The sequence below is a fragment of the Bradyrhizobium sp. USDA 10063 genome (assembly GCF_054063735.1).
The window spans coordinates 917,051-935,761 of sequence record NZ_JBSSGP010000002.1 but is presented as its reverse complement, the minus strand read 5'-3'; the positions used below and the strand labels follow the sequence as shown (position 1 = coordinate 935,761).

At 62.7% G+C, this 18,711-nt stretch carries 17 protein-coding genes and 1 pseudogene; 8 read left to right on the top strand and 10 right to left on the bottom strand.

Annotated features, from left to right (window positions below):
• Nucleotides 1-234: 234 nt before the first annotated feature.
• Genes ACVJGD_RS06360 through ACVJGD_RS06350 form a run of 3 tightly spaced genes read left to right on the top strand, consistent with a single transcriptional unit; the run spans nt 235 to nt 3,163 of the window.
• Complete coding sequence (locus tag ACVJGD_RS06360; RefSeq protein WP_456633555.1) at nt 235-1,257, top strand: TRAP transporter substrate-binding protein; 1,023 nt, start codon at nt 235-237, stop codon at nt 1,255-1,257.
• Nucleotides 1,254-1,808 carry a TRAP transporter small permease gene (locus tag ACVJGD_RS06355; protein ID WP_456633554.1) on the top strand — a complete coding sequence of 185 codons (555 nt, stop codon included), beginning with the start codon at nt 1,254-1,256 and terminating at the stop codon, nt 1,806-1,808. Before ACVJGD_RS06360 ends, ACVJGD_RS06355 begins: the two co-directional genes overlap by 4 nt.
• Nucleotides 1,805-3,163, top strand: a complete 1,359-nt coding sequence (locus ACVJGD_RS06350) for a TRAP transporter large permease (RefSeq protein ID WP_456633553.1) — start codon at nt 1,805-1,807, stop codon at nt 3,161-3,163. The genes ACVJGD_RS06355 and ACVJGD_RS06350 overlap by 4 nt, the downstream gene beginning before the upstream one ends.
• Nucleotide 3,164: 1 nt before the next feature.
• On the opposite strand, the gene ACVJGD_RS06345 is transcribed toward ACVJGD_RS06350, so the two are convergent.
• The 6 genes and pseudogenes from ACVJGD_RS06345 to ACVJGD_RS06320 form a co-directional block, all read right to left on the bottom strand.
• Entirely contained in the window at nt 3,165-3,941 is a 777-nt protein-coding gene (locus tag ACVJGD_RS06345; RefSeq protein WP_456633552.1) for an SCO family protein, read from the bottom strand.
• 275 nt (nt 3,942-4,216) lie between these two features.
• Nucleotides 4,217-4,948, bottom strand: a complete 732-nt coding sequence (locus ACVJGD_RS06340; RefSeq protein ID WP_456633551.1) for a hypothetical protein — start codon at nt 4,946-4,948, stop codon at nt 4,217-4,219.
• The gene (locus ACVJGD_RS06335) at nt 4,945-6,261 is read right to left on the bottom strand and encodes a tyrosinase family protein (RefSeq protein ID WP_456633550.1); all 1,317 of its coding nucleotides are present in this window, start codon (nt 6,259-6,261) and stop codon (nt 4,945-4,947) included. The genes ACVJGD_RS06340 and ACVJGD_RS06335 overlap by 4 nt, the downstream gene beginning before the upstream one ends.
• Before the next feature lie 110 nt (nt 6,262-6,371).
• Nucleotides 6,372-7,275: pseudogene (locus ACVJGD_RS06330) on the bottom strand (hydroxymethylglutaryl-CoA lyase).
• Nucleotides 7,275-9,281, bottom strand: a complete 2,007-nt coding sequence (locus ACVJGD_RS06325) for an acetyl/propionyl/methylcrotonyl-CoA carboxylase subunit alpha (RefSeq protein WP_456633549.1) — start codon at nt 9,279-9,281, stop codon at nt 7,275-7,277. Before ACVJGD_RS06325 ends, ACVJGD_RS06330 begins: the two are co-directional and overlap by 1 nt.
• Nucleotides 9,282-9,283: 2 nt before the next feature.
• On the bottom strand, nt 9,284-10,888 hold the full coding sequence (locus ACVJGD_RS06320) for a carboxyl transferase domain-containing protein (RefSeq protein WP_456633548.1): 1,605 nt from the start codon (nt 10,886-10,888) through the stop codon (nt 9,284-9,286).
• A gap of 320 nt (nt 10,889-11,208) precedes the next feature.
• Between ACVJGD_RS06320 and ACVJGD_RS06315 the strand changes: the two genes are divergently transcribed.
• Both ACVJGD_RS06315 and ACVJGD_RS06310 read left to right on the top strand, forming a co-directional pair.
• Nucleotides 11,209-11,859 (top strand): TetR/AcrR family transcriptional regulator, encoded by a 651-nt coding sequence (locus ACVJGD_RS06315; RefSeq protein WP_456633547.1) that lies wholly within the window; start codon nt 11,209-11,211, stop codon nt 11,857-11,859.
• Between the two features lie 26 nt (nt 11,860-11,885).
• Nucleotides 11,886-12,359: an Lrp/AsnC family transcriptional regulator gene (locus tag ACVJGD_RS06310; RefSeq protein ID WP_456633546.1), complete on the top strand. Its 474-nt coding sequence runs from the start codon at nt 11,886-11,888 to the stop codon at nt 12,357-12,359.
• Here the strand turns inward: ACVJGD_RS06310 and ACVJGD_RS06305 are convergent.
• Nucleotides 12,356-12,772: a MarR family winged helix-turn-helix transcriptional regulator gene (locus tag ACVJGD_RS06305; RefSeq protein ID WP_456633545.1), complete on the bottom strand. Its 417-nt coding sequence runs from the start codon at nt 12,770-12,772 to the stop codon at nt 12,356-12,358. The two genes, ACVJGD_RS06310 and ACVJGD_RS06305, sit on opposite strands and share 4 nt — an antisense overlap.
• A gap of 87 nt (nt 12,773-12,859) precedes the next feature.
• Here ACVJGD_RS06305 and ACVJGD_RS06300 point away from each other — a divergent pair, with 87 nt between their 5' ends.
• Complete coding sequence (locus ACVJGD_RS06300) at nt 12,860-13,312, top strand: DUF2000 domain-containing protein (RefSeq protein ID WP_456633544.1); 453 nt, start codon at nt 12,860-12,862, stop codon at nt 13,310-13,312.
• A 201-nt stretch (nt 13,313-13,513) separates the two neighbouring features.
• Here the strand turns inward: ACVJGD_RS06300 and ACVJGD_RS06295 are convergent, their stop codons facing one another.
• Complete coding sequence (locus ACVJGD_RS06295; protein WP_456633543.1) at nt 13,514-13,822, bottom strand: ETC complex I subunit; 309 nt, start codon at nt 13,820-13,822, stop codon at nt 13,514-13,516.
• 223 nt (nt 13,823-14,045) lie between these two features.
• On the opposite strand from ACVJGD_RS06295, the gene ACVJGD_RS06290 reads away from it, so the two are divergent.
• Nucleotides 14,046-15,197 carry an OpgC domain-containing protein gene (locus ACVJGD_RS06290; RefSeq protein ID WP_456633542.1) on the top strand — a complete coding sequence of 384 codons (1,152 nt, stop codon included), beginning with the start codon at nt 14,046-14,048 and terminating at the stop codon, nt 15,195-15,197.
• Between the two features lie 20 nt (nt 15,198-15,217).
• Here the strand turns inward: ACVJGD_RS06290 and ACVJGD_RS06285 are convergent, their stop codons facing one another.
• On the bottom strand, nt 15,218-17,029 hold the full coding sequence (locus tag ACVJGD_RS06285; protein ID WP_456633541.1) for a carbamoyltransferase family protein: 1,812 nt from the start codon (nt 17,027-17,029) through the stop codon (nt 15,218-15,220).
• A 354-nt stretch (nt 17,030-17,383) separates the two neighbouring features.
• On the opposite strand from ACVJGD_RS06285, the gene ACVJGD_RS06280 reads away from it, so the two are divergent.
• Nucleotides 17,384-17,674: a hypothetical protein gene (locus ACVJGD_RS06280; RefSeq protein ID WP_456633540.1), complete on the top strand. Its 291-nt coding sequence runs from the start codon at nt 17,384-17,386 to the stop codon at nt 17,672-17,674.
• 109 nt (nt 17,675-17,783) lie between these two features.
• On the opposite strand, the gene ACVJGD_RS06275 is transcribed toward ACVJGD_RS06280, so the two are convergent.
• Complete coding sequence (locus tag ACVJGD_RS06275; protein ID WP_456633539.1) at nt 17,784-18,560, bottom strand: cyclase family protein; 777 nt, start codon at nt 18,558-18,560, stop codon at nt 17,784-17,786.
• Nucleotides 18,561-18,711: the final 151 nt, after the last annotated feature.

Below are 18,711 nucleotides of genomic sequence, written 5' to 3'. Positions count from 1 at the left end.
CACGAAGTCTTGAAAGGGCGCGCGGACCGGCACTGCCTGAAAATCAGGCGCTGGGACCGATCGTCAGCCGCAGTGTGCAGCGCAGCAATTCTGTTAGCTGTGATGCTTTGGCGCCGATCGATCAGCCGCCTGGAACTATCGGACTAGAGATTTTGGCAGAGTTCGCCTAAATGCGGCCCTCAAAGTTCCGCCTTATCGCCAATCAAGAACAGCCTTTCCAATGGGAGAAACTTTATGCTCACTCGCCGCCACGTCCTTGCCTCGGCGCTTGCCGCGCCCGCGGTGCTACGCTTCGGCGTCGGTACCGCCTATGCCGCGACCACGCTGAAAATCTCGCACCAGTTCCCCGGCGGCACCATCGACAAGGGCGATTTCCGCGACCGCCTCTGCCGGATGTTCGCCGCCGAAGTGGCGAAGCGCTCGGGCGGCGAGATATCCGCCGAAGTCTATCCGAACTCCTCGCTGATCAAGACCAACGCGCAGTTCTCCGCCATGCGCAAGGGCGCACTCGACATCAGCCTCTACCCGATGCCCTATGCCGGCGGCGAACTGCCGGAGACCAATATCGGCCTGATGCCGGGCCTGGTCACGACCTACGACCAGGGCCTGCGCTGGAAGAAGGAGCCGGTCGGCAAGGCGCTCTCCGACTTCCTGGCCGACAAGGGCATCATCCTGTTGACCTGGGTCTGGCAGGCCGGCGGCGTCGCCAGCCGCTCCAAGCCGATCGTGGCGCCCGAGGACGCCAAGGGCATGAAGGTGCGCGGCGGCTCGCGCGAGATGGACATGGTGCTGCAGACGGCCGGCGCGGCCGTGCTGTCGGTACCTTCCAACGAGCTCTATGCGGCGATGCAGACCGGCGCCTGCGACGCCGGCATCACCTCCTCCACCAGCCTGATCTCGTTCCGCCTGGAGGAAGTCGCGAAATCCCTGACCTCCGGTGCCGGCACCTCCTACTGGTTCATGCTGGAGCCGTTGATGATGTCGAAAGCGATCTTCGACAAGCTGCCGAAGAAGCAGCAGGACATCATCATTGCCGTCGGCGCCGAGCTCGAAGCCTTCGGCAAGAAGGGCGCGCAGGACGACGATATCGAGGTCGCCAAGGTCTACGAGAAGGCCGGCGCCAAGGTCGCCGCGCTTGATGTGGCCACCGTCAACAAGTGGCGCGATATTGCACGGGATACCGCCTGGAAGGACTATGGTGCTAAAACCGCGACGGCAGCCAATCTGTTGAAGCTCGCAAGCGACGTCGCAGCATGATGCATGGTCCGGTCGCGGATCAAGCCGAACGCCAGACCGCCGTCACGGGCAATGCGCTCGTGACGGTGCTGTCGCGCGGGCTTGCCATCTGCAACAACATCATCGTCGTGTTCGCGTCCATCGCGCTGGTCGCGGCCTGCGTGATCCTGAGCTACAGCGTGCTCGGCCGCGCTCTATTCCACAGCCCGAACTACTGGCAGGACGAGGCCGCGGTGTTCCTTCTGGTCGGCGCCACCTTCATGACCGCGGCCTATGTGCAGGGCCAGCGCGGCCATGTCAGCATCGAGGCTTTCGTCGGGCTGATGTCGCCGCTCGCAAATCGCATCAGGCTGTGGCTTGTCGATGCCGCGAGCCTGGCCTTCTGCGCCTTCTTTGCCTGGAAATCCTGGACGCTGACGCATGAGGCCTATGTCGACGGCCAGGTCTCGAACTCGATGTGGTCGCCGCCGCTCGCGATCCCCTATGTGCTGATGGCGTTTGGCATGACGCTGCTCTGCCTGCAGCTCCTGCTGCAGATCATTATCCCACTCACTGGTGGTGCGCGCCGATGACTGTACTTGGCATCGGCATCAGTTACGGGCTTGCCACTCTGTTTGCGATGTTCTCGGGCATGCCCATTGCATTTGCTTTGGGCGCGGTCGCGGTCGTGTTCATGGCGATCTACATGCCGACCGCCTCGCTCGATACCGTGACGCAAAACGTCTACGAGGAGATGGCCTCGATCACGCTGCTGTCGATCCCGCTGTTCATCCTGAAGGGCGCGGCGATCGGCAAATCCCGCGCGGGGCAGGATCTCTATTCGGCCCTGCACGCCTGGCTGCATCGCGTGCCCGGCGGGCTCGGGGTCGCCAACGTGTTCGCCTGCGCTCTGTTTGCGGCGATGGCGGGCTCCTCGCCGGCGACCTGCTCGGCGATCGGTTCGGCCGGCATCCCCGAAATGCGCAAGCGCGGCTATTCCGGCGGCTTTGCGGCCGGAATCATCGCCGCCGGCGGCACGCTCGGCATCCTGCTGCCGCCCTCGATCACCATGATCCTGTTCGCGGTCGCGGCGGAGAAGTCGCTGGGGCGCCTGTTCCTTGCCGGCATCGGACCGGGTCTCTTGCTGGTGACGCTGTTCGGCGTCTACGCCGTGCTGCGTTTCCGCAAGGAATATGCGGCCGCGCGTGCCGCCTATGACGCGACCGGTACGGACTCCGCGATCCTGCAGCGCGACGAGTTCACAATGGCCGACCGCTTCAATGCGCTGCCGCGGGTGCTGCCGTTCGTGCTGCTTCTGACCGGCGTGATGATCGCGCTCTATGGCGGCTATGCGACGCCGTCGGAGACCGCCGGCCTCGGCGGACTATTGGCGCTCGGGTTGATCGCCGTGATCTACAGCGTCTGGAAGCCGAGCGACCTCGAGCCGATCCTGAAATCCACCATCCGCGAATCGACCATGCTGATGATGATCATCGGCATGTCGCTGCTCTACTCCTACGTGATGAGCTACCTGCACATCTCGCAATCGGCCGCGGAGGCGATCGTCGCGATGCACCTGCCGCGCTGGGAATTGCTCGCGGCGATCCTGCTCATGGTGATCGTGCTCGGCTTCTTCCTGCCGCCGGTCTCGATCATCCTGATGACCGCCCCGATCATCCTGCCGCCGCTCCGCGCTGCCAATTTCGACATCATCTGGTTCGGCGTTGTGATGACCATCGTGATGGAAATGGGCCTGATCCATCCGCCGGTGGGCTTGAACATCTTCGTCATCCGCAATGTCGCGCCCGACATTCCCTTGAGCGAAGTGATCTGGGGCACGCTGCCCTTCGTGCTCTTGATGATGCTGGCGGTGCTGCTGCTTTGCTTCTTCCCGGGGATCTCGACGTGGCTGCCGGATCTCGTGATGGGACCGGAGGGAGCGCGATAAATCATCCTTGGATGGCGAGAAGCAGATCCGTGACTTCCCGCGCATCCCAGAGACGCCGAACATTGGAGTAAACGATCGCGCCAGCCGCGTCCGTCAGCAGCAGTTCGATCCGGTGCCGATTGACTGTCGCCGAGCCATATCCGACGCCCAGTTGCAGGCTGTCTCGAACAACCTCGAAGGGGCCTGTTGTGCGCAGGAGCTGACAGCTCTCGCCGAATACCAGCCCACGATCCTCGCCATACCGGCGGAGGCGCTGCGGCAGATCATATTGCGGGTCATAGGTAATGCCTGCAATCATGGCTGAACTTCCGACACCACGATCGCGTATCACACGCTGGATCTCGCCCAACTGACTGATGGTCCGCGAACACTTGTCCGGATTCATGCATCGCGTGTAGAAAAACGTGATGAGGCTCGGGCGACCCAAAAAAATATCTCCGAATGTCGCGCCTTCGCCATCCTGATTCTGCAGTTCGACGTCGCGCAAGCCGACAATCGAACCGACGATCGGATTCGGATCGGGGGCAATTCCGTCGTCATGGCCGCAACACGAATGATGTTCGGATGCCGGCGCATCGATCCTTCCGAAGTCTGTCCGCGCTTTCGGACGAAGCGTTGACAGCACCTCCCTCATTTCCTCGATCGCGCTGACCGAGGCGATGCCGGGCGAGCCTGGATAGGTGTCGAATTGAACAAATTCGTCGACTGAACGAATCCTGCCGATCGCGCGGCCAATCAACCTTTCGATGCCGTTGGGCAGCTCCGACGCCGCGCGCAATATGCGGGTCGCAGCGGCTACCGCATAGGCATTGGTCCCTGTTTCCAGCTCCTCGATGGCATAGGGGATGAGGGCATCGGCGAGGCCGATCTCTCCCAGTCTAACCGCAATGAAAGCGCGCAACCGTTCGACTTCGACTGTGCCCTTGCCGCGGTAGAGCGAGGCATCCTCATTCATCAGCGAAAGTAGATTCGACCGCGCCTTGCGACATTCACCGGCGGACGCGATCTGTTCCAATGCGGATGCCAGGTCATCCGGCAGAACAGATGCTTCACTCATTTCAAGCCAGGAGTTCGATCGAACGAAATCCCGGAACGTTCGAGAGCACCGCCAACCGTCGACTTGATGTCGTCGTAGTCGGTCCCGTCGTCGAGTATTTCTTTGGCGCTCTGCTCAAACAGGTTCGGGTTTAGCCCCTTCAAGGCGACAGCGCCGGCCCGACGAACCTCCCTGAACTCGTCCTTGTTCTTCAAGATTTCGGTGACCAGATCGGTCGCACTTGGGTCGGCACCGAGCACGCGTACAGCTTGCGCGCGCGTCGCTTCATCACCGCTTTGCGACAGCAAATCGCGCGCGACCGCGCTCGCCGAACCATGATCGTCTCTCGCCAATAGCGATAGCGCGGCCGCCGCGGGAAGCAGCGGCGCCATCTTGCCCTGCAAACCGTCGGTCAGCAACTGGCGAGCAACGGCGTCCTTGGAATCCACCAGCACGTCGAGCGCAAAATGGCGGATCTCCATGTCGGCATCCGTCGCCGCTCTTCGGAGCGCATCCGTATATTGCGCGCGAACAGAATCGAACTTCTGGCCAAGGAAGGTCCCCGCCTGCAATACCTGAAGCGCCTGCTTTCGCTCCTGGTCCGAGGAAGCCGCATTGGACAGCTTGGCGAGCGCGTCCTGCCAGATCTTCTCCGGTGATGGTGATTTGGCCGCTGGCGCGGCGCTAGCAGCCCTGTTGGCGCCGCCAAGCTGCGCCTCGACCTGTGCGCGATATTCCTTGACGTTCATGCGACCGCTCCAGGGTGCAGTTCAAACGGCACATCATCGTAGTCAAAGCCCAGGGATTCCCCACCCTGAACTCCCTGATAATCGATCATATCCTGAACCCTCGGCCGGGAGCTAGGCCGGTTGACCGCGTCCGATTCGGGGAACTTACCTCGCGGCGGAACGAATGTGGGTCGCGGTGGTGTTCGGGACTGATTCCACGGCCACATGGTGTCGCCAAGGTTATGGCCAATCAGCCCTGGACGGTTGCCTGCCAGCGATCCGCCCAAGGAATATGTCGCAGAATCGCTCGCGTCGGTCCGGCGGTTGAGCCATTGCCAAAAAGCCCAGAGACGATCGACATTGGCATGCAGGAGAAAGAACAGCGGATCCTTGGCTGCCTGCGGAACTCTGCTGATCGGTCCGCGGAAGCTCACATGGGCGTTACCGTGGGGCGCGAATTCGAGCTCCCGAAAATCGGCGTAGTCCGTCCCCAGCGCCATGGTGTCGTCCTGCGAAATGACCCACGGTGTTCCGTCCTGCAGGCTCTGGGGCGGTGGGCCGCTGATGTTGAAACGAGGCCGCCGATCAATCGAATCCGTACCGTCGGTCTTCCAGAACTCCAGCGGATGGCCGTGCGGAAACTGGATTGTATCGCCCAAAGCGGGATTGGTCGGCGGCATACCGAGAAATGCCGAGGAAAACAGCGCGGGCGCGGCTTCGTCAAACCGCCAATAGGGCAGTGTCACCGTCGCATCAATCGCCTGAAGCGAACGTTCGAGATCGAGCAGATAGGCGCGGTGCCACGGCGGGAAGGCCGGATAGCCATGAGCCTCGTCCACCGATTGCTGGACATGCGTATCTCGAAAGCCTTGGAAGATGCCGTGTCCCGCATCGTTGAGCTGACCCAACGCAATCAGGAAGCGGTCCCGTTCGGCATCAGATAATTTTACCGCGTTCTTGCGAACACGGATCATCAACTCGCGTCGCCCGACCGATGCCCCCGAAGCTACCACATCTATCGCCGCGTCTCCGTACGCGCTGCTTGGATGCTGGAATTGGCCGGCTACCCAGAATTCCACCGGGGTACCGTTGGTCGGCAGTTGAAGCTGAATCTCCTCAGCTCCGGCGTCACTTCGCTGGAGGTCAAACACGACTCGGCCGCCGCCGTCAGTCCCTCCGTTTTTCAGCGTAACAATCGACGGATTCGGCGCACCTGACGCATCGACTATTCGCGCCGTGGCCTTGACTGGCACCCAGGTCAGAAATGCTCGTTGCTGGCTATCGTTGGTCGGGAGTGAAATTTCTACTCGCATCGCAATAACACCGCTGGTCAATGCGTGAGCGCAAAATCATAAAAAACAGAACTCCGGTATACTACCTTAAGCTGCATGAGGACGCAATGCGTGTCTGCAGCAATCGAAGGTTTGTCGAAAAACCGTCCGGGCTACTGACGTTTCTTCTTCGCGTTCAGCGCATTGGCGACGCGGCTCACCGGTGGGCGGCCGAGCAAACGGCTTACCTCATTGGTCGCGGCGAGCAGCTCGTCCATGTCGACGCCGGTCGCAATGCCCATGCCTTCGAGCATATAGACGACGTCCTCCGTCGCGACATTGCCGGTCGCGCCGGGCGCGTAGGGGCAGCCACCGAGACCGCCGGCGGCGGAATCGATGACGCGGACGCCCTCCTCCATGCCGGCGTAGAGATTGGCGAGCGCCTGGCCGTAGGTGTCGTGGAAATGCATCGCGAGGTTCTGCAACGGCACCTCGGCTGCAACAGCGCGCATCAGATGCTTCGCCTTCAGCGGTGTGCCGACGCCAATGGTGTCGCGCGAGCGAGATCTCGTAGCAGCCGAGATCCCACAACGTCCTGGCGACGTCGATCACGGCCTGCGGCTTGACCTCGCCGTCGAAGGGGCAGCCCAGCACGCAGGAGATATAGCCGCGCACCTTGATGCCGTCGGCCTTGGCACGCGCCAGCACCGGCTTGAAGCGCTCGATCGATTCCGCGACCGTGCAATTGATGTTAGCGCGCGAGAACCCTTCGGAGGCGGACGCGAAAACCGCGATCACCTTGGCCCCGGCGGCTTGCGAGGCCTCATAGCCTTTCTCGTTCGGCACCAGCACGTGGAATTCGCCGGGAAGGCTGCTGACGCCGCGCAGCACCTCGGCCGATCCCACCATCTGCGGGACCGCCTTCGGCGACACAAAGGCGCCGACCTCGACGATCGGCAGGCCGGCAGCGATCAGGCGCTCGATGAAGGTGATCCGATCGGCGACGCTGATCGGCGTCTTCTCGTTCTGCAGCCCGTCGCGCGGGCCGACCTCGACGATGCGGACGTTCCCGCTCATCACGCTTCCACCGGCTCGACTTCGGCGAGTTCGACACCCTCGCCGACAATATCGCCGACCTTGCACATCAGCTTCGTCAACACGCCCGCAAACGGCGCCCGCAGCGTCTGCTCCATCTTCATGACCTCCAGCGTCAGGATCGGCGCACCTTTCTCCAGCTTCGCCCCCTCCTCGGCAAGCAGCGCGACCACGGTGCCCGGGAGCGGCGCCACGATCTTGTCCTCGCCGACCTGCTCCTCGGTCTCGCCGCCGAACGGATCGACCCAATGCAGGTCGAAGCGGCCGTTGCGGGTGCGCAAGTAGAGCTCGTGCCCTTCGATCACCGCCATGACACGGGATCTCGTCCCGTCGAGCGTCAGATCAAAGCCGCCGTCCGCGGACGGCGCCATCTCCAGCACGAACTCGCGACCGCCGACCGAGACCGTCGACGGCCCGTTGCCATAGCGCAACGTCGCCTTCTGCTCGGCGCCCTGCCCCTGCCGGAACGAGAACACCCGCTGCCGCTGGCCGACCGGCATCCAGCCAAAGGTCTGCCACGGCGAATGTGCGTCCTTCCGCGCGGCTTTCTGCTCCTCGTTCAAGATCGCAGCGACTGCGGCACACAGCTCGAACACACCGGCCGCACCACGTTCCGCCGTCAGGCTCTTCAGTTCGCGCTCGATGAAGCCAGTATCAATCGCATTCGCGACCACAGCAGGATGCGTCACCAGCGCCGACAGGAACGGGATGTTGGTGACGATGCCGCGAACATCGGTCTCCTGCAGGCCGCGGTTGAGCTTCTCGATCGCCACCTCGCGCGTTGGCGCCCACGCGATCACCTTGGCCAGCATCGCATCGTAGTACGGCGAGACGTTATCGCCGCTGCGATAGCCGGCGTCGATGCGCAGGCCGTCGCCCTCCTGCGGCGTGCGCCAGGTCCTGATGCGACCGACCGAGGGCATGAAGTTCTTCTGCGGATTTTCCGCATAGACCCGCGCCTCGATAGCATGGCCGTTCAGTTTGATCTCGTCCTGGCTGACGGGCAGCTTTTCGCCGAAGGCGACGCGGAGCTGCCATTCCACGAGATCGACGCCGGTGATCAGTTCGGTGACGGGATGCTCGACCTGCAGGCGCGTGTTCATCTCGATGAAGAACACGTCCTTGCCGTCGGAGACGAATTCGATGGTGCCGGCGCCGACGTAGTTCACGGCCGCGGCCGCCTTCCGCGCGGCGGCGCAGACCGTCTCGCGCTGGGTGGCGTTCAGCGTGGGCGACGGCGCTTCCTCGATCACCTTCTGATGCCGACGCTGCAGCGTGCACTCACGCTCCCATAGCGAGAGCAGATTGCCGTGGCTGTCGCCGATGATCTGCACCTCAATGTGGCGCGGATTCTGGACGTATTTCTCGATCAGCATGCGGTCGTCGCCGAATGCCGCCTTGGCCTCGCGCTTGGCGCTGACGATCGCAGCCGGCAGCTCGGCCGCCGAATTCACCACCCGCATGCCGCGGCCGCCACCGCCGGCGGAAGCCTTCACCAGCACCGGGAAACCAATACGCTCGGCGGCGTCAGCCAGCGTCGCCTCGTCCTGCGCCTCACCGTGATAGCCCGGCACCAGCGGCACGCCGGCCTTTTCCATCAACGCCTTGGAGCCTGATTTCGAGCCCATCGCATTCATCATCTCGGCCGCCGGGCCGACGAACACCAGCCCTGCCTCAAAGCAGGCCTGCGCGAATTCGGCGTTCTCGGACAGGAAGCCGTAGCCGGGATGGATCGCCTCGGCGCCGGTCTCGCGCGCCGCTTCGATCACGCGCTGGATGTTGAGATAGCTGTCGCGCGCCCGCGCCGGGCCCAACAGGACGGCCTCGTCCGCGAGCGCGACATGCAGGGCATCGCGGTCGGCCTCGGAATAGACGGCGACCGTGCGCAGGCCCATGGCCTTGGCGGTGCGGATCACGCGGGCCGCGATCTCGCCCCGGTTGGCGATCAGCAGGGTGCGAAAACGCCGGTAGAGTTTTGAGCGGTTCATCGTCACATCCTGAACAGGCCGAACTTCGTCGGTTCGATCGGCGCATTGGCGGCAGCCGATAGCCCGAGGCCGAGCACGAGACGCGTGTCGGCGGGATCGATCACGCCGTCGTCCCAGAGCCGCGCGGTCGCGTAATAGGGATTGCCCTGGCTCTCATACTGCTCCCGGATCGGCGCGCGGAACTTCTCCTCTTCCTCAACCGACCAGGTGTCGCCCTTGGCCTCGATATTGTCGCGCCGGACCTGGCTCAGCACCATGGAGGCCTGTTCGCCGCCCATCACCGAAATGCGCGCATTCGGCCACAGCCAGAGGAAGCGCGGGCTGTAGGCGCGCCCGCACATGCCGTAATTGCCGGCGCCATAGGAGCCGCCGATCACGACGGTGAATTTCGGCACGCCGGCGGTCGCAACCGCGGTGACGAGCTTGGCGCCATCCCGCGCGATGCCGCCGGCCTCGTATTTCTTACCGACCATGAAGCCGGTGATGTTCTGCAAAAACACCAGCGGGATACCGCGCTGGCAGCACAGTTCGATGAAATGCGCGCCCTTCAGCGAGCTTTCGCTGAACAGGATGCCGTTGTTGGCGATGATGCCGACCGGGAAACCCCAGATATGGGCAAAGCCGCAGATCAGCGTCGTGCCATAGAGCCTCTTGAATTCGTCGAACTCGGAGCCGTCGACGATCCGCGCGATGATGTCGTGGACGTCGAACGGCTTGCGGCCATCGGACGACACTACGCCATAGATCTCCTCGGCCGGAAAAAGCGGCTCGCGCGGCTCGCGCATGTTGAGCGCGGCTCGCGCAGGCGGCTTCAATGTGGCAACGATGCGCCGGGCGATGCCGATCGCGTGCGCATCGTTCTGCGCGTAGTGGTCGGTGACACCGGATTGCCGCGAATGCACGTCGGCGCCGCCGAGCTCTTCGGCGGTGACGACCTCGCCGGTCGCAGCCTTCACCAATGGCGGGCCGCCGAGAAAGATTGTCCCCTGATTGCGGACGATGATGCTCTCGTCCGACATCGCCGGCACGTAGGCGCCACCTGCAGTGCAGGAGCCCATAACGATCGCGATCTGCGGAATGCCGGCAGCCGACATCTGCGCCTGGTTGTAGAAGATGCGGCCGAAATGCCGCTCGTCCGGGAAGATCTCGTCCTGCAACGGCAGGAAGGCGCCGCCGGAATCGACCAAATAGACGCAGGGCAGATTGTTCTGCCGCGCGATATCCTGGGCGCGCAGGTGCTTCTTCACCGTCATCGGATAATAGGTGCCGCCCTTGATGGTGGCGTCATTGGCGACGATAACGCATTCGCGGCCCGCAATGCGCCCCACTCCGGTGATCACGCTCGCCGAATGCACATCGCCGCCATAGAGGCCGTTGGCCGCGAGCGGCGACAATTCAAGGAACGCGGTGCCGGGATCGACCAGGAGGTCGACGCGGTCGCGTGCCAGCATCTTGCCGCGCGACGTGTGCCTGATACGGGAGGCCTCGCCTCCGCCGCCCGCGACCTGGCTGAGCTTGTCGCGGAGCTCGGCCACGAGGCCACGCATCACTTCGGCATTGCCAGAAAATTCCTGGGATTTGGGATCGATCGTGGAATGAAGCTGCATGTTGCGCTTTTCTGCCCGCGTGTTTCGACAACCTTCAAACTAGAATATCGCGGCTCCTCGCGCGATAGGCTCGGACGCGTAATCGGGGCCATCCCGTCTTGCGAAATTCACCATCACCGCCGGGTTCGGGGCCATGATTCCTCCGATCGTCCTGGATTTTTATAACGAACGATCATACGTTTTTTTACTGCGGTCTCAAGAGCATCCGCACTGAGCGAATATCTAAGCTATAGCACGTTGATTTCACTTCGTTTTCTGGTTATAAACATACGATCGTTCGCTTGTTTCCTTACTTTTCCAACGCTCCTGCGAGGGTCCCGATGGCGCGCACGATCGGTTCACACGGCCCAACGACGCTGGAGGCCATCCGGAAAGCCGGAACGCGCCTGATCTTCGAGCATGGCTATGAGGCCATGAGCCTGCGCCAGCTCGCCGCCGAGGTCGGCATCCAGGCGGGATCGCTCTACAACCATATCAGCACCAAGCAGGAATTGCTGTTCGACCTGGTGCAGCACCATATCAACGAACTGCTGCGCCAGCTCGACCTCGCGCTCGACGGCAAGAGTGGCGCGGAAGAAAAACTCCGCGCTTTCATCGCCTTCCACGTCAGCTATCACATGACGCGCAAGCGCGAGGTCTACATCGCCAATTCCGAGCTGCGCAGCCTGGAGTCGAAGAATTATGCGGCGGTGATCGCCTTGCGCGAGGCCTATGAGCGGCGCCTCGCCGGCATCCTCGAAGAAGGTGTTGCGCAAGGCGTCTTCGAATTGGTGGATGTCCAGGTCGCGACCTTTGCGATCCTGGCGATGTTGACCGGACCTTGCACCTGGTATCGTCCAGGCGGCCGGCTCTCGAAGGAATCCATCATCGCCACCCATGAAAAGCTGGTGCTATCAGGCATCGCGCCGCAGGCAGCCGCTCCCCCTGCCCGCGTCAGCCGCAGGGCCACACGGCGCGTCGCCGCAGGATAATTCGTTTATCAGCGCACGAGACATTCATGACAGAACGCGCCGAGCTCGACGAGATCGATCTGAAGATTTTGTCCGAGCTGCAGCAGGACGGCCGGCTGCGCTACAACGATTTGGCGCAACGGGTCGGCATCTCCGCGCCGGCCTGTCTGCGCCGCGTCCGCGCGCTGCGTAGCCGCGGCGTCATCAGGGACATCCGCGCGAGTCTCGACGAGCGGACGCTCGGCTACGAGGTGGTGTCCTTTGTCTTGATTCAGTTGACCAGCCAGAACCAGGCCACGCTGGAAGCGTTCGAGGCGTCGATCGCCCGCCTGCCCTTGGTGCAGCAATGCTGGCGCATTTCAGGCGAGGCGGACTTTCTGCTCAAATGCGTGGCGAGCAGTGTGCAGGGCATGCATCGGCAGCTCCTGCAATTTTCCGCGATGGCCGAAGTGCGCACCATCAGGAGCTTCCCGGTGCTCGGCGTCTCGAAGGACGCACCGCTGCCGCTCCCGTTGCCCTAGCTCGACACGCCGACTTTGCGCAGCATGCGGTGGAAGCGCGGCCAGTCCCTGCCGAGAAGCTCTGCGACTTCGGAGTTGAGCTTCTCCATGGCGGAATCCAGCGGAGCCCGCAGCGCACGCCCGCGATCGGTCAGGTAGAGATGGTAGATGCGTCGGTCGCTCGCATGGGCCTCGCGCGTGATGAGGTTCGAGCGCTCGAGCCGGTCGATGACGCCGGTCATGGTCGCGCTGTCGATCACGAGCCGCGCGCCCAGCTCGGCCGCCGTCTGCGCGTCCTTTTCCCAGAGCACGCATAGCGCGGCGTACTGCACCGGCGTGACATCGTGCTCGGCCAGCAATTCCTTGGCACGGCGTGTCACCCGCTGCTGCGCCTTTCCGAGCAGGAAGCTGATGCAGTCTTCGATCTTGTCCATCGTTCCGTTGCAGCCATCCGAGGTGGTTGACGGTTTTCACGCACGCATGTTACTTGTATACGAGTTACTTGTACAGCGAGGTTGGTGATGGTGGATCCTGCTGATCGCGATTACGAGCAAGACCCGGTCGAGCCGCAGCGCTGCGTGGCGGTGATCGATGCAGGGTTGCCGCTCGGCAAGGCCGCCAACGCCGCCGCCGTGATGGCGCTGACGATGGGCGCCCGCCACCCCCACCTCGTGGGCGACGCGCTGATCGACGCCGCAGGCAATCCCCATGCGGGACTGATCCCGATCGGAATTCCCGTGCTCGGCGCGCCGAAGGAGGACTTGCCGCGGATCCGGCACAAGGCGGCCGAGGCAGGGATCGAGATCGTCGACTTCCCTGTGCAGGGACAAGAGACCAACGACTACGGTGAATTCCGGCGCATGATGAGCGGCCTCACGCCGGATAGCATCGAATATCTCGGCATCATGCTGTTCGGCGCCAGGAAGCGGGTCGGCCGCATCGTCGGCAAATATTCCCTGCTACGGGCGCCCTGAGGTCGCCGGCCGCCGTTACGGCGAGTTCACTTCACCTCTCCCGCTTGCGGTGGAGGTCGGCACATAGCGCCGGGTGTGGGGGCTCTCTCCCCACGGTCGAACAGTGTGAATCGCGGAGACACCCCCACCCCGCCCTCCCCCGCAAGCGGGAGAGGGAGCGCAGCATCCATTGCGGATACCACTCGACCTGATCTCATTACGCTAATGCGTCCAGGGCTCGCCGCGCCTGAACGAGAAATTGTCGGCATAGGCGATCTGCCGGTGGAGCGATTCCTTCGGCTCGATCACCTGGTAGGGGATGCCCTTGCGTTCGCAATAGGCGATCGCCTCTTCCTTGGTGTGGAAACGGAGGGTGAGCTGCTGCTTCATGTCGCCGGACGAGGTCCAGCCCATCAGGGGTTCGACCATCCGCGGCTGTTCCGGCTCGTAGTCAAGCTGCCATTCCCTGGTCTTGGCACGCCCTGATTGCATCGCGTTTTTGGCGGGCTTAAAAATGCGTGCTGTCGTCATGGATCGTCGAACCTTCGGGGATGTGCGACATGGAGCGTGTGGAGGGAACGCCCGGGATAGTATAGAGACACCTTTCACGGATGTGATGGGTGATTCCTGAACCCGGATGTTACCTTCCCGTCCGGTATAGCCATTCTACCGCGCTGTGACAATCTGGCCGCGGATGGTCGCCAGCGGCCTCGCGGCGCGGCCTTCTCGAAAGCATCACTTCGAAGCGGGACCCATGAAAATCAACGCCACCCTGCCCGAAAAGGGACGCGATCTCCGGCTCGACCTGTTTCGCGGGGTCGCGAACTGGGCGATCTATCTCGATCATATCCCTGACAATGTGGTGAATTGGATCACCACGAGGAACTACGGCTTCAGCGACGCCGCCGACCTCTTCGTCTTCATCTCCGGCTATACCGCCTCCTTTGTCTACGCCCGGATGATGCTGGAGCGCGGCTTCATCGTCGGCGCGACCCGGCTGACCAAGCGCGTCTGGCAGCTCTACGTCGCCCACATCATTCTGTTCGTGATCTATATCGCCGCAATCAGCTACCTGGCGTTGCGCTTCGGCGATTCCAACCTCATCAACGAGTTCAACGTCGCCGGCCTCGTCGACAACGCGACCGAGACCCTGCGCCAGGGCCTGTTCCTCAAATTCAAGCCGGTCAACCTCGACGTGCTGCCGCTCTACATCGTGCTGATGGGCCTGTTCCCGCCGGTGCTCTGGTTCATGCTGCGGCAACCGAACGTGACCATGATCGCCTCGATCGTGCTGTGGCTGGCATCGCGGCAGATGGGCTGGAACCTGTCGGCCTATCCGGCCGGCGTCTGGTACTTCAACCCGTTCGCCTGGCAGGTGCTGTTCGTGTTCGGCGCCTGGTGCGCGCTCGGCGGCGCACGCCAGAATGCCAACATCATCAACTCGCCCTACACGCTCTGGTTCTGCGTCGCCTATCTGATCTTCGCGCTCATCATGACCATGGCCGGCCGCTTCCCGGATTTCGGCGCCATGTTCCCTGACTGGCTCTATTCGGCCTTCAACCCGAACGACAAGACCAACCTCGCGCCCTACCGTTTCATCCACTTCGCGGTCATCGTCATCCTCGTGATCCGCTTCATCCCGAAGGACTGGGCGGCGCTGGAATGGAGGGTGTTCGATCCCCTGATCGTCTGCGGCCAGCAGTCGCTCGCGGTGTTCTGCGTCGGCGTGTTCCTGTCCTTTGTCGGACACTTCGAGCTGTCGATGAGCTCGGGCTCGCTGTTCGCACAGATCTTCGTCAGCGTCACCGGCATCGCGATCATGACGATCGTGGCCTACTACATCTCCTGGTCGAAGCGGCAGGACAAGCCGCTGCCGAAGACGCCGACACCCGCGAAGGCGACGTAGGATGATGCGACGGCCCGCCGTCAGTTCGGCGGCGGGGCGGTCGAGGCGACGATGTTCGCGACATCGCCGTAGGTCCTGACCAGCGGCGCGACGACCTTGTGCATCCGGCCCTTCGATACGATCGTGTCGTGCAGGATCAGGTTGTCGACCCCGGTGGTGAGGAAGCAGTTCACGGCATCCTCCGGCGTCTCGATGATCGGCTCACCCTTGACGTTGAAGGAAGTATTGATCAGCACCGGCACGCCGGTCAGCGCTTCGAACTCCTTCAGGAGCCGGTAGAGCCTCGGGTTGGTCGCCTCGCGCACGGTCTGCACGCGCGCCGAGCCGTCGACATGGACCACTGCCGGAATCTTGTCGCGCCACTCCGGGCGGACCGGCTTTGCGATCAGCATGAACGGCGAATCCTCCTCGCCTTCGAAGACTTCCTTCATCCGCTCGGCCAGCACGATCGGCGCGAACGGGCGGAACGCCTGCCGGTGTTTGACGCGGCTGTTAAGGATGTCCTTCATCTCAGCCCGGCGCGGATCGGCAATCAGGCTCCGGTTGCCGAGCGCGCGCGGCCCGAACTCGGACGGCCCCTGGAACCAGCCGATCACGCGCTGGTCAGCGAGCAGTTTCGCGGTGTCGCGACAGATATCGTCGCTGCGCCTGGCATTCACCTGCACGCGCACCAGGAACTTCTGCAGCGCGGCGGCAACCTCTGCATCGCTATAGGGCCTGCCGACATAGGCGTGCTCCATCACGAAGCTGCGCCGCCGCTTCAGGATCTCGAGCCAGCCATAATAGGCGCAGCCGATCGCGGTGCCGTCGTCGCCTGCCGCGGGCTGGATCCACACATTCTCGAAGCCGGCTTCCCGCGCGATCCGTCCGTTGGCGACGCAATTCAGCGCGACGCCGCCGGCGATGCAAAGGTTCTTGGCGCCCGTGGCCTCGCGCAGCCAGCGGGCGCGGGCGAGCAGCACGTTCTCGGTGTCGTCCTGCACGCGCCAGGCGATATCCTCCCAGTGGCGCATCGCCGGATTCTTCTCCCAGCTTCCGCTGTCGAGCAGATAGGGCTCGCGGAATTCACTGGTCCAGGGCGGCACGTGCAACTTGCCGTCGCTCATGTCGAGGAGATGCTTGACCTGCTCGCGGCGGCCGTAAGGCGCAAGGCCCATCAACTCGCCGCATTTGTTCCAGTCGCCGAACACATAGGACGAGACGCGGCTGTAGAGCGCGCCGAGGCCCGGCATGTTGTAGAATTCGTCGCTGAGCATGCCGCGCGAAGGCTCCATGAAGACCTTCTTCAGGCATTCCAGCTTCTCGCCCGCGAAGTGGTAGTAGCTTTCGGATTCGCGCGCGAGCGGCGACACCGCGTCCGCATTCGGATAGTTCTCCATGACGTCGGACTGATAGTTGCCGACCCCGTCGACCACCATCACCGCCCCCTCATCGAACGGCGACACCGCGAACGCGCTGTAGGCATGCGCCAGATGGTGCGAGACCGATGCCACCTTGCTAGAGGTCGACCGAAACAGCGGATATTTCGCCGCTTCCTGGCGCTCGGGATACGGAAGGAAGCCGGCCATGTCCTGATAGATCAGCCGCTCTTCCAATTCCGGCACCGGCAGGATGTAGCAATTGCTGACGACCAGATCGACGTCATCGAGCGTGATGCCCTCGGCCTTCAGGCAATAGTCGATCGCCTCCTTGTGGAATCCGGATGCGTGCTTCTCGCGTGTGATGCGCTCCTTGGCGATCGCAAAGGCGATCGCGCCGTCGCGCAACAGGCAGGCGCTGACGTCGTGATCGTAAGTGTTGAGGCCGAGGACGTAGGTGTGCTGCTTGGGCATGGGGACTCGTCAGGCGGGAATCATCGCGTGGCTTAGGAATGCGATCGTGTCGACATCAAGTTCTCTGCGGGATTTTGTCGAAATCTTTTTGCCTCGGTTCTGCGGCGCACAAATCATTGGATACAACGAAGATGAACAAGATGAACGACGGATGAACAGCAAGACAAGCGACGCATTTTCGCAAGCGGGACTGTAACTTGACCTTACCCGACCTGCCCAATAGAGTTTTTGCGAAGCGCAAGGACCTTCGACAAAATTTTGTCTTAGTGCATCTGAACTAGTGGCTGTCTCAAACGTCTAAGCAAGACAGTTCGGATTGTTTGGATGTCTGGAAGTGACCGGGAGATTCATGGAATGGCTAAACGCTACAATTTGCTGACGCGCTGCCTTGCCGCGGTGGCCCTGCTCTTCGTCTACGTGGCCAGCACCTCCGCGGTACTGGTCGGCGTGACCACCTCGCCGGCGCAGGCGCAGTGGCGCGGGCGCGGCGGCGGTTGGGGCTATCGCGGTGGATATCGTGGCGGCGGATGGGGTTATCGCGGCGGTTATCGCCGAGGCTGGTATCCCCGCGGCTACGGCTACTACGGCTATGGTGGCCGGCGCTGCTGGTGGACCCCGCGCGGCGTTCGCGTCTGCAGGTGGTAACGGCAGCCCGACTGACGTTACTGCACGCTATCGAATGAAAAAATCAGGTGCGTCGGAAACGGCGCACCTGATTTTCTTTTGCCGCAAACTCGGATTGCGAAAGCTGAGATCAGCTCTCGATGATCGCGACCGCCCGCGTCCAGCCGGCGGATGCGCGCTCGATCTTGACCGGGAAGCACGACACCATGAAGCCGGTCGGGGGCAATAGTTCGAGATTGTGCAGCTTCTCGAGGTGGCAATAGCCGATATGGCGGCCGGCCTTGTGCCCTTCCCAGATCAGGCTGGCATCCCTGGTCTCGGCATATTTCTTCGCGGTGTAGACGAACGGCGCATCCCAGCTCCAGCCGTCGGTGCCGGTGAGCCGCACACCGCGCTCCAAGAGATACATCGTCGCCTCATAGCCCATGCCGCAACCTGAGACGACATAATCCTGCCGCCCATATTTGGCGCCGGCGCTGGTGTTGACCACGACGATCTCGAGCGGCCTCAGCGTATGGCCGATGCGCTGGAGCTCCTCCTCGACATCTTTGGCGGTGGCGACATAGCCGTCCGGCAGATGCCGGAAGTCAAGCTTGACGGCGGGCTGGAAACACCATTCCAGCGGCACTTCGTCGATGGTCCAGGAACGCTCGCCGCGGTTCATCGTGGGATGGAAGTGCCACGGCGCATCCAGATGCGTGCCGTTATGGGTGGAGAGGTTGACCTGCTCGACCGCCCAGCTCTGCCCGTCCGGCAGCTCTTCCGCCTTCAGCCCCTGGAAGAATTCCAGCATGCGCGGCAGGCCCTGCTGATGATCGATATACTGGATGGTCGGGTGGTTGCCCGGCGGATCGGCCGGCACGTCGTTCTGCAGGGGAACGGAGATGTCGATCAGTTTGCGCGCCATGGGGACTCCTCGGTTTCTGGTGAGCAGCGAGTAGGGTAGGCAAAGCGACTTCTTGCACCGACATTCAATCAAACACCGGTGGAAGCGTGCCCACCGTCAAGACTCCGCTCGTGATGGTGGGCGCGCTTCGCTTTGCCCACCCTACGGCATT